Below are 12196 nucleotides of genomic sequence, written 5' to 3'. Positions count from 1 at the left end.
ACTACGAATTATGATACCTAAAAATAAAACAATCGTTGTTCTATTATTTTTGATAGCAACTTTAACATCCTGTGATGTGGATCGTGTTCCTGAAACAAGTCTAAGTGACCCTTCTTTCTGGACAAGCGAAAATGATTTAAAATTAGCGGCAAATTATTTTTATACCAGATTACCAACTTTACCGGTAACCAATGATGTTTGGTCGGATGATGCTTATGGCAATGGACCAAATGCCATTAGTGAAGGCTCGAGAATTCCTGGAGCAACTGACGGAAATTATAATAATAATTATACCACTATTAGAGCCGCCAATAACATTATTGAAAAATCATCTAGAGCTTTGGCAGCAGGTGTTACGGCAGAACGTGTCAATTGGTATGTTGCTGAAGCAGAATATTTCAGAGCTTGGTCTTATTATCAATTGTTGCAGCGTTATGGAGGTGTTCCGTTAATACTAAAAACTTTGGCTGAAAACGCACCTGAATTACAGACTGCGCAAGCTACAAGAGAAGAAATTGTTGCTGCCATATATACAGATTTAGACAATGCCATTCTCAAATTAAGAACCACAACTCAATTAGGTTCTGCCGATTACGGACGAGTTTCAAAAACAGCTGCCTTGACTCTAAAGGCTCAAGTAGCTTTGTTTGAAGGAACCCGCTCTAAATTTCACGGATATGGAGACCCTGCGAAACATCTACTTATAGCCAAAAATGCATCTAAGCAGGTCATGCTTTCAGGAGAACATAGCCTTTTTAAAAATTACTTTCAATTGTTGCAATATGAAGGCGAAGGTTTTGCTAATAAAGAAAACATTCTGGTTAAGCAATACGGAAAAAGTGTATCAGAATCTACACTTAGCCATGTTGCTCAAAGAAATTTAGAAACAGGAGTTTCAAATCCGACAAAAGCTTTGGCAGATTCGTATTTAATGATAGATGGTTTGCCTACAAACCAGTCTCCTCTATATGTAATGCCTACTAAAACCTCAGAAGTTTTTAAGAATAGAGATCCTAGAATGGGAGATCGATTTTTCAAAACTGGAGACGTTTATATTGGAACAGCGCCAATATTTACCGTGCCACCATTAAGTTTTGTAAAAACAGGATTTGCCAACAGATGCTATGCTAATATTACGGATTGGACCAATCAAAGATCGTATATTGATATGCCTATTACGAGATATGCTGAAGTATTACTGATTTATGCTGAAGCTACTTATGAACTAAATGGTACTATTAGTGATGCTGATCTGAATCTTTCAATCAATTTACTCAGACAAAGAGCATCGGTTAATATGCCTAAGTTAACAAATGCTTTTGTGGCTGCCAATGGTTTAAATATGAGAAACGAAATTCGAAGAGAACGTAGAGTGGAATTGGCTCTTGAAGGTTTTCGCTATTGGGATTTAATCCGATGGAAAACAGCAGAAATAGAATTACCAAAAAATGTTTTAGGAAGTTACTTCTTTGCTGAATTTGGTACTTCTGTGATTCCGTTATTAACTCCAGATAATTACATCATTGCTCAAAAAGCTAGCGTTAGAAAATTCGATCCTTCAAGAGATTATTTATGGCCATTTCCTGTTAATGAATTGGCTCTAAATCAAAACCTGAAACAAAATCCAAATTGGTAATTGATACAAAAATTAAAAAGCCGTTTACCTCAAAAAATTAAACGGCTTTTTATTACTAAATTTTATCCAATAGAAAATTTAATACCATTGTTTCTTTTAATTTACTGGAATAAACTCAATCTTGATTTCTGTCAGGTTGAGCGCAGTCGAAACCCTTTTCATTCAATCCAAATGTTAAATAATCTTGACTGCGCTCGATATGGCATAAAAATCACAGTCTTTTCAAAGATAAAATAGAATTAGATACTATAAAGTTCAACATTGTTAAAGCACTCTATATATGGCCTCTTTTTTTTCAACTCCCTTAAAAACAAGTAAAAGCAATGTTAAGTCCTGCTTTGGATGGGTTGTTTTTGGATTGTTTTTACTTTTTTCTATTGTTTCAAATGCCCAGAAAAAAAGAGACTTACTAACGGCAATAATTCAAAAAGACGTGGTAGAGTCGCTCGATTCAACAATATACAAACCATTTGAAAAAAAAGAATTCCATAATCGCCTGATAAACTTGCCTAAAGACGTCCAAAAAAAGATACTATCTGACGCCAAGGAAATTATGACGTATAATTGGCCTAGCATTCCGGCAACTGCGTATCTTGATTATAAACGTAGCGGAGATCGTATGGGAATGGAGAAATATTGGTCGGATGGTCTTGATGTTTTAAAAAAATTAGTTCTCGCTGAGGTTCTGGAAGGCGAAGGGAGGTTTCTGGATGCTATTATTAATGGAAGTTGGGCGGTATGTGAACAATCTACCTGGGTTTTATCAGCTCATTTGCCTTCTCAAAAAGGAGGTGCCGGAATCCCCAATATTAATGACCCAATTATAGATTTAGGTGCTGGAGAAACCGCGAGTACACTGGCGTGGACGTATTATTTTTTTAATGAGGATTTCGAAAAAACTTCCCCTTTTTTAAAAGCAAGGATTCCTTATGAAATTACCCATAGAATTATCGAACCCTACACTGTTCGAGACGACTTTTGGTGGATGAGTTTTAAAAACGAGAATTTCGTAAACAACTGGAACCCATGGTGTAATTACAATGTGCTATTAAGCACCTTGTTATTAGGAAACGAAGTGACACCAAAAGTACGTAAGCAAGTAATTACAAAAAGTATGCAATCTGTAGATAAATTTATAAATTACTACAAAGATGATGGTGCATGCGAAGAGGGACCGGCGTATTGGAGTCACGCTGCTGCCAAAATGATGGAATATCTGGAACTTCTTAAAACCTATTCCGAAGGGAAAATATCTTTATCGGATGCTCCTATTATAAAAAATATGGGGGCCTATATATTAAATGCCCATGTTAATGAAGATTATTATATCAATTTTGCAGACTCTTCCGTGAGGTTACATACCTATCCAGGTGTAGTTTTTAGATATGGAAATTATGTAAATGATACTTCATTAAAACAATTTGGGTCTTTTTTGGCTAATCAAGAAAATTTTTATGGCTCTCCTACAAAAGGTTCTTTAGATGTTGCCATACACAATGTTGATCTTTATCTGTCAATCCAAGCTACTCCCGCTGTCAAATCTACGGAAATGTCCTTTTGGTTTAGTGGTACGGAGGTTAGCGGAGGAAGAACCGATAAAGATCCTTCAAAAGGTTTTTTCTTTGCCGCAAAAGGTGGTTATAACGATGAAAGTCATAATCACAATGACATAGGAACTTTTGTTCTTTATCATGAAGGGACACCCCTTTTGGCAGATATTGGAGTAGAAACCTATTCATCCAAAACCTTTGGTCCCAAGCGATATGAAATTTGGACTATGCAGTCGGATTACCATAATGTGCCTATGATTAATGGTTTTTCCCAAGCCTATGGGAAAAAATTTAAAGCCTCACAGGTTAATTTTCAAAACTCAAAATCTCAACTCCGCTTTGGTTTAAACGTAGCAGGTGCTTATCCAGAAGCCGCTTCATGTAAATTTTGGAATAGAACCTATACTTTAAAAAGAACATCCCAGCCCGAATTAGTAATTGAGGATCAATTCTCATTGAAGGAATACAAAGGGGAATCGAAGCAACATTTTATAACAACACAGCTTCCAGTACTGGTGAAAGCGGGTGAAATAAAACTGAAAGAAAAAGGAGAGAAAAGCATCAAATTCTATTATCCCGCAGCCATTTTTGAAATAAAGATAGAAGAATTGCCCCTTACCGATAAGCGATTACTAACTTCTTGGAAACAAGATAAGTTATACCGAATCATATTGACAGATAAGAAAAAATTATTGCTCAATAATTATAAATTAAGAATAGCCGAAAACTAAAAAACTGCAAGTAAACACACAATTTATGAAAACGTTTTTATAATATTGTTAAAAACTATTAAACCCCGATTAAAACAAATATAATTTAACCAAAATAACATGAAACAATCATCAAAAAGAGAGTCCATTTTTATACTACTCTTATGCCTATGGATGTCTAACACCATTCTTGCACAAGATAAATCAAACAAAAATACCTCAACTAAAAACAAAATGACGCAGCTCATCGATGAGCAGTTCAGTTTTGCCGCCCAGCAATACAAGGTTTTAAGTAAAAATGTGGCTGGGGATGTTATGCCTAAAACATTTAATACCAAAACAAACAAGGTGGAAACGAGCGATACTAAATGGTGGTGTAGCGGTTTTTATCCTGGAACTCTTTTATATATTTATGAATACACAAAAGACACTGAAATAAAAAAAGAAGCCGAAAAACGATTGTCGATCCTGGAAAAAGAAAAACATTTTACAGGGAATCACGATCTTGGTTTTATGATGTATTGCAGTTTTGGTAATGCATATAGGCTATTTGGAAAACCGGAAGATAAAGCTACTATCGATACCGCAGCTGCCTCTTTGGCAACGCGATACCGACCTTCTGTAAAAGCAATTCAAAGCTGGAATAGCAATAAGATTTACAATTGTCCAGTGATTATTGATAACATGATGAATCTGGAATTATTAAGCTGGGTGACAGATAACGGAGGTAATGCCAAATACAAGGAAATTGCCATCACGCATGCAAACACCACATTGAAACACCAGTTTAGACCTGATTACAGTTCGTATCACGTGATCGATTATGATTTAAATACAGGAAAAGTAGTTAAAAAAATCACCGCCCAAGGAGCAGCAGATTCATCAGCATGGTCAAGAGGTCAGGCATGGGGATTATATGGCTACACGATGATGTACCGATTCACAAAAGACAAAAACTACCTAAAGCAAGCCAAAAAAATAGCCGAGTTCATTCTTAATCACCCTAATTTACCTGAAGATAAAATCCCTTACTGGGACTTTGACGCTCCTAATATGCCAAATGCTTTACGAGATGCTTCCGCTGGAGCCGTAGTGGCTTCTGCCTTATTAGAATTAGGGCAATATACCAACAAAGCAGAGAAAAAGCTATACGTTGCTTCTGCTGAAAAGATGCTACAGTCCCTTTCCTCAGATAAATATCGCGCTAAATTAGGCGAAAACGGAGGCTTTCTTTTAACGCACAGCGTAGGGTCTATTCCTCACAAGAGCGAGATTGATGTACCGCTTACTTATGCTGATTATTATTTTTTAGAAGCATTATTAAGGTATAAGAACTGGTATTTGTAAAGACAGTAAAACAGGGTTTTGAAAGTCGCTTTTTAAAGATTAAACACCTCAACGGGTAAACTTGAAACAGCTGAATAATTTAATCGAATGATGAAAAATAATACTATTTGCCAATATATTTTAGTTCAATGTTTTTTTGTCACATCGAGCGACAGTCGAGATGCTGCAATGGTTCTAGACTGCGCTTGAATTGACAATTGGACTAATTTATAAATATCAATGGTATAATTTCAATCAATAAAAAATAGCAACTAATGCAAAGAAGAAATTTTATAAAATGGTCATCCTTACTAGCTTTTACAGGCTTTGTTCCCGGACAAAATATAGTGGCAGCCACAAATTCTATTTTGGATGATACTGTAGCAACTAAACCCAATGACCGCGCCTATTGGCTAGATTTAATGGATAAAATTGCAACTCCCGTTTTAAGTAATATGTGTAAGGGAGAGTTGCGAAAAAATATGCCAATGGAATACAGCCCGACCTGGGACGGACGAAATGAACAAGTGGGGTATATGGAAGCCTTTGGCCGATTGATTCCAGGGCTTGCTCCTTTTCTTGCCTTACCAGAAGACACTACTGTTGAAGGCAAAATTAGAAAGCGGCTCCTTTTGCAAACACAACAAAGCCTTGCTCATGCCGTAGATCCAAACAGCCCCGACTATTTGTATTGGGGGTCCTCAAAAACACAACAGCCCCTAGTAGATGCGGCCTATATAGCACAAGCATTTTTAGCAGCTCCCGATACATTATGGAAGCCCTTGGATGCGGTAACCAAAGAACGCTTCATCCATGAATTCAAGACCATTCGCCAGATAAAACCCTGGAACAATAACTGGATTTTATTTGCCGCCATGATTGAGAGTTTTTTATTAAACATTGGTGAAGAGATTGATGCAACAAGAATTGATACTGCCATTGACAAAATAAACAAATGGTATATAGGCGATGGTTGGTATAGTGATGGGGATAAATTCCATTTTGATCATTATAATGGTTTTGTCATTCATACTATGTTAGTTGAAGTGCTGAGAGTAAATGTGGCGAAAGGAAGAAGAGACAAAAAGGAATATGATATTGCATATAAAAGGATGCAGCGTTATGCTTCTTTCCAAGAGCGGTATATTTCACCCGAAGGAACTTATCTGGTTGTTGGTCGTTCATCCACCTATCGTGTTGGTACATTTTGGCCATTGGTAAAACTGGCTTTGGATAATGCTTTGCCTAAAGAGATAAAACCTGCCCAAGTACGATGTGCCTTAACATCAGTGATGAAGAAAATGTTCATCCCATCCACATTTGCAAAAGGAGATTGGCTTACAATGGGATTGATTGGCGATAAACAAAAAAATCTTGCTGATTATTATTCCAACACGGGTAGTATGTACATTACGTCATTGGTGTTTTTACCATTGGGCTTACCTGCCACTCATGAATTTTGGTCAGAACCTTTTACAGATTGGACACAACGCAAAGCTTGGAGTGGCCAACCTTTTGAGAAAGATTATGCGGTTGATTATTAATTTAGAAACTAAGAAAGGACAGCATGTTAGGGAATTGAACTAATCAAATTTAATCAAGAATAGTTAAATGAAAAATTGCATAAAAAAAAGATCCATTCCTGCTATTGCTGCAATAGTATTACTGGCAGTATGTGTGCCAGTAACAAATGTGATGGCACAAAAAAGCAAAAAAAAATCTGAAAAACAGGTAGTTGCAATGGTAACCGGTACACAGGATCGGGAATACTGGAGCAACCTGTTATATAAAATAGCCTCGCCTGTTATTTTAAACTTGGCACAGGGCACCTTGAAAAAAAACATGCCTTTAGAAAAGGGTCCGGGTTACGGCTTGCAGGTGGAAAAAGTAACATACTTAGAAGCTGTTGGCCGTACCATGGCTGGTGTGGCTCCCTGGCTTGAACTGCCCGATGATGATACGAAAGAAGGAAAACAGCGGAAAGAATTACGGGAGGCCTTGCTGAAAGGAATTGTCAATGCAGTTGACCCTAACAATCCGGATTATCTCAATTTCAGAACCGAAAACCAACCGATAGTTGATGCTGCCTATATGGCTCAGGCTTTTTTAAGGGCTCCAAAAGCATTGTGGGAACCATTGGATTCCGTAACAAAAAAAAGAGTAGTAGAAGAATTTAAAGCATTGCGTACCAGAACAGGTGCTTATAACAATTGGCTTTTGTTTGCCGGTATTAATGAGGCTTTCCTGCTGAGTATTGGCGAACAACCGGATCCTGTCCGTATTGATTTTGCCAAAAGAAAAATGATTGAGTGGTACCAGGGTGATGGCTGGTATAGCGATGGTCCCAGTTTCAGCATGGATTATTACAATAGTTATGTAATACATCCAATGCTGGTGGACTTTTTTAAAGTGCTGTTGGATAAGAAAAAAATTAAGATTGAGGAATATGAAACCGCCGTAAAAAGAATGGTGCGTTATTCAGAGTTTTCAGAACGTTTTATTGCACCTGATGGAACTTACCCCGCTTTTGGACGTTCCATTACCTATCGTACCGCAGCCTTCCAAGCTTTGGCACAAACAGCATTGATGGAAAAATTACCGGAATATGTCGCGCCAGCACAGGTTCGTTGTGCATTAAGTGCAGTAATGCACCGCATGTATGACAACTGTAATAATTTTGACAACAACGGATGGTTGATACTTGGTTTTTGTGGTCATCAGCCCATGATAGCAGATTATTATACCTCTACCGGAAGTTTGTATATGGCTACATTGGGATTTTTAACATTGGGTTTACCGGCAGACAATAAATTCTGGACCGACCCCGCGACTGACTGGACTTCAAAAAAAGCATGGAGTAGCCAGCCTTTTAAAAAGGATTATCATGTGGAGTATTAATAATTCTGGAATAAAAAACAACGTCCATTTTGAAAATCATTATACTATTGCTGCAATTTTAGTATTTTTATAAGAATTAATTGATAATAATACACCAATATTTTAAAATCAACCCGTTACTATAACATATCATGCCAAAAGAAAAAAAACATCAAGACAATACCATACTCGATATTGCAGAGGCTTTAAAACTCTCTCCTGCAACAATCTCTAGAGCATTAAATAATGGGACCTATGTAAAAGCGGAAACTAAAAAACGAGTGTTGGATATGGCTGAAAAATTGGGGTACCGTCGCAATTTAATGGCTTCAAGTCTGCGCAGTAACAAAACCCATACTATAGGCTTAATGGTTCCTCGCATATCGATGTTTTTTCATGCTGAAGTAATTACGACTATACAAAACCAATTGCATAAACTGGGTTATAACTTGATCATTTGCCAGTCTAATGATTCTTTGCAATTAGAGAAAGAACTGGCCAACATTATGTTTTCCTCTCGGGTTGATGCTTTGATTGTTGCCTGTACACTCCAAACCGAGGATTTCAGCCATTTTGATGTGTTTGTCAACAACAATATTCCTTTGGTTTTTTACGATAGGGTACCTACCAAACCTTATAAAGCAACGATTGTTAAAGGCGATGATTTCAGAGGAGGATATTTGGCTACCCAACACTTATTGGAATTGGGCTGCAAAAAAATAGTCCATATTTCAGGACCGCTGACTTCCAATCTTTATATCGACCGCTCTACAGGTTATAAAAAAGCACTGGCACAATACAACGTTCCGATTAATGAAGACCTAATTTTCTATCAAGAACTAACACATGAAAATGCCCGCAAGGCGATGGAAAAAATATTTGAAGACGACATAAAACCTGATGCCGTTTTCACATCCAATGACACTAGCGCCATTGCGGTATTGGAGTTTGCCCGCGAACACAATATCGCCGTGCCTGAAAATTTGAAAATTGTTGGTTATTCCAATGATTCCAGAACCGAAATCATCAGGCCATCGATTACTACAGTAGAACAATTTCCAACATTGGTCGGCAATAAAATAGTCGATGAATTGATGAAAAAATTAGCCGAGAAAACAAATGAAGTCGAGACTACTGTACAAACTGAAGTTACAACAATACCTGTGCAGTTGATAAGAAGAATGTCAACCTAAAATACTTCATTTTTGAAGAATTCAGTAGAAAAATCTCATGCCGAAAAATCAGTATTGGAGATTTTTCACCTAAATAATGGGCTAAAATCAAACCCTAAGAATACAAAAAAATAAAAAAAAATACTTATGAATTCCAATTTTGAAAGCCGTTTTGCGGTAAGTCCAAAAGAAGCAAAACAAATGGATACTGAAGCTTTACGCGAAAATTTTTTAATTAAAACCGTTTTTAGTGGTGATGAGGTTAGACTGACTTTATCTCATTTCGACAGATATATTATAGGGGGCGCCATGCCAATAAAACAAAAATTGACGCTACCAAATCCTACTGATTTAAAAGCTAAATATTTTCTGGAAAGAAGAGAAATTGGGATGATAAATGTAGGAGGGAAAGGAGTGGTCACCGCTGATGGAGAGCGATTTGAAATTGATTTCAAAGAAGCTTTATATCTAGGAAAAGGAATAAAAGAAGTATTTTTCGAATCGGTTGATACCAACAACCCTGCAAAATTCTATTTAAATTCCGCTCCGGCTCATCATTTTTATCCATCAAAAAAAATAACAATAGCCGATGCAGAGATTGTAGAATTAGGATCAGCAGAAACGGCTAACCATCGTGTCATCAATAAATTAATCGTGAATAGTGTGGTGCAGACCTGTCAGGTTCAAATGGGAATGACCGAACTAAAAACTGGAAGTGTTTGGAATACCATGCCAGCCCACACCCACGACAGACGCATGGAAGCTTATTTTTATTTCGAAATACCCGAAAATCAAAGTGTTTGCCATTTTATGGGTCAACCACAAGAAACGAGACATATCTGGATGCAGAACGAACAGGCTGTAATCTCACCCAATTGGTCCATCCATTCGGGAGCAGGAACCTCTAATTACACTTTCATTTGGGGTATGGCTGGCGAGAATTTAGACTATGGCGACATGGATCATTGCGCTATTAATGAATTAAGATAATTGGTTATGAAATTTATCAAATCCTTTTTTTTACTTGCCCTTATCCTGCCAATAGCTATTTTGGCACAAACGAAAGCTACCATTCGTATTCAAAACAATTCGACTTTGGAACGAAAAGAAGCCGTTGTAGCTTTAAAATGGGAAACTATTTTACTTCATTATCCGCAAATAGATACCACTAATTTTGTGGTGATTGATGCGGTGACCAAAAAGCAAGTACCTTTTCAGCTGGAACATCGGGGATTCTCAACTATCCAAAACTTACTAATTCAGGTTAATGTCAAATCAAAATCTACACTTTCACTTTTGATACAAAAAGGGAACCCGGAAGTTTTTGTTGCCAAAACCTATGCCCGTTTCGTACCGGAACGCAAAGATGATTTTGCTTGGGAAAATGATCAAATCGCATTTCGCACTTACGGCAAAGCCATAGAAAAAACAAAGGAAGATGCTTACGGCTTGGACGTTTGGGTTAAACGAACTGATAAATTGATAATCAACGAGCGTTATAAACTTGGAAATTATCATATAGACATCGGCAATGGAATGGATTATTATCATGTTGGTTTTTCACTGGGTGCAGGTAATATGGCGCCATATGTAAACGATACCATTCGATACTCAGCAAATTATCATCAATGGAAAGTATTGGATAACGGGCCTTTACGCTCCTCTTTCCAATTAACTTATGACTCGTGGGATGCGGGCGGAATAAAAGTAAGAGCCACAAAAAACATTTCTTTGGATGCCGGTTCGCAGCTCAACCGTATAGAAAATGTTTATTCCTTTGAAGACAGCAAACCAATGCCCGTTGTTGTAGGGATAATTAAAAGACCTGAAACCGGAATCATTTCTTTAAACGAACAACAAGGAATCATGGGCTATTGGGAACCTACACACGGTGAAGATGGCACCACAGGCGTAGGCTCCATATTAACCACTCCGGTAAGCAATATGCTTGTGGGCAATGCACAAATATTAGCCAAAACCGCAGTTAAAAATAATGAACCTATCGTTTACTACACCGGAGCCGCTTGGAATAAGGCCGGAAAAATAACCAATGCCAAACAATGGTTCAAGTATTTAGATAATTTTTATCAGCAGATTAAGGAGCCTTTGGTCATAACCGTAGAATAACCTCAATTAATTAAAAACAAAATGAAAACCCTAGATATGTTTCAATTAAACGGCAAATTAGCCTTAGTAACCGGTTGCAAAAGAGGAATTGGAAAAGCAATGGCGCTGGCGCTGGCTGAAGCTGGCGCAGATATTATTGGCGTTTCGGCCAGTTTAGAAGCAGCCAGTAGTGAGGTAGAACAAGAAGTATTGGCTAGCGGAAGAAAATTTTACGCTTATCAATGTGATTTTTCCAATCGGGAAGCATTATATACCTTCATTAAAAAAGTAAAAGAAGACCATCCTCAAATAGATATTCTGGTAAACAATGCAGGAACCATTTTACGTAAACCTATTGCCGAACATCCTGATGAATATTGGGATGAAGTTATAGCCGTAAATCAAACCGCTCCTTTTATTCTTACGCGGGAAATTGGCAAGGAAATGCTAAAAAGGGAACAGGGAAAAATCATATTTACCGCTTCATTACTTTCCTTTCAAGGTGGAATTACCGTCCCTGGTTATGCCGCAAGTAAGGGCGCTGTTGCCCAATTGACAAAAGCTTTCGCCAACGAATGGGCAGCCAAAGGCGTTAATGTAAACGCAATTGTACCTGGCTATATTTCTACCGATAATACCACAGCCCTACGTGCCGATGAAAACCGAAGCCGTTCCATTTTAGAACGTATTCCTGCCAATCGCTGGGGAGAACCGGAAGATTTCAAAGGCCCTGTCGTTTTTCTATCCTCAAAAGCAGCCGACTATGTGCACGGTACTTTATTGACCGTAGATGGCGGATGGATGGGAAGGTAAACAACC

At 37.6% G+C, this 12196-nt stretch carries 9 protein-coding genes; all 9 read left to right on the top strand.

Translation table 11 applies throughout. From position 1 onward, the window contains the following. Window positions 1-10 precede the first annotated feature (10 nt). The 9 genes from ACXX80_RS13580 (at window position 11) to ACXX80_RS13540 (ending at window position 12190) form a co-directional block, all read left to right on the top strand. Window positions 11-1636: a RagB/SusD family nutrient uptake outer membrane protein gene (locus tag ACXX80_RS13580; RefSeq protein WP_458553656.1), complete on the top strand. Its 1626-nt coding sequence runs from the start codon at window positions 11-13 to the stop codon at window positions 1634-1636. 280 nt (window positions 1637-1916) lie between these two features. Beyond that, window positions 1917-3917, top strand: coding sequence for a heparinase II/III domain-containing protein (locus ACXX80_RS13575; protein ID WP_458553655.1), 2001 nt, complete (start codon window positions 1917-1919; stop codon window positions 3915-3917). Between the two features lie 153 nt (window positions 3918-4070). Then, window positions 4071-5243: a glycoside hydrolase family 76 protein gene (locus ACXX80_RS13570; RefSeq protein ID WP_458554105.1), complete on the top strand. Its 1173-nt coding sequence runs from the start codon at window positions 4071-4073 to the stop codon at window positions 5241-5243. A 254-nt stretch (window positions 5244-5497) separates the two neighbouring features. Then, a complete protein-coding gene (locus ACXX80_RS13565) occupies window positions 5498-6766 on the top strand; it encodes a DUF2264 domain-containing protein (RefSeq protein WP_458553654.1) in 1269 nt (422 codons plus the stop codon). A 67-nt stretch (window positions 6767-6833) separates the two neighbouring features. After that, the gene (locus ACXX80_RS13560) at window positions 6834-8120 is read left to right on the top strand and encodes a DUF2264 domain-containing protein (protein WP_458553653.1); all 1287 of its coding nucleotides are present in this window, start codon (window positions 6834-6836) and stop codon (window positions 8118-8120) included. A gap of 131 nt (window positions 8121-8251) precedes the next feature. After that, complete coding sequence (locus ACXX80_RS13555) at window positions 8252-9292, top strand: LacI family DNA-binding transcriptional regulator (RefSeq protein WP_458553652.1); 1041 nt, start codon at window positions 8252-8254, stop codon at window positions 9290-9292. Window positions 9293-9418: 126 nt separating this feature from the next. Next, a complete protein-coding gene (gene kduI, locus ACXX80_RS13550; protein WP_458553651.1) occupies window positions 9419-10261 on the top strand; it encodes a 5-dehydro-4-deoxy-D-glucuronate isomerase in 843 nt (280 codons plus the stop codon). Between the two features lie 6 nt (window positions 10262-10267). Then, the gene (locus ACXX80_RS13545; RefSeq protein WP_458553650.1) at window positions 10268-11398 is read left to right on the top strand and encodes a BT3233 family polysaccharide utilization protein; all 1131 of its coding nucleotides are present in this window, start codon (window positions 10268-10270) and stop codon (window positions 11396-11398) included. Between the two features lie 21 nt (window positions 11399-11419). Further along, window positions 11420-12190, top strand: a complete 771-nt coding sequence (locus ACXX80_RS13540; protein ID WP_458553649.1) for an SDR family NAD(P)-dependent oxidoreductase — start codon at window positions 11420-11422, stop codon at window positions 12188-12190. Window positions 12191-12196 lie beyond the last annotated feature (6 nt).

This window comes from Flavobacterium sp. GNP002 (assembly GCF_054343795.1).
The sequence above is the reverse complement of the archived record's forward strand: the minus strand, read 5'-3'. Positions and strand labels throughout refer to the sequence as shown.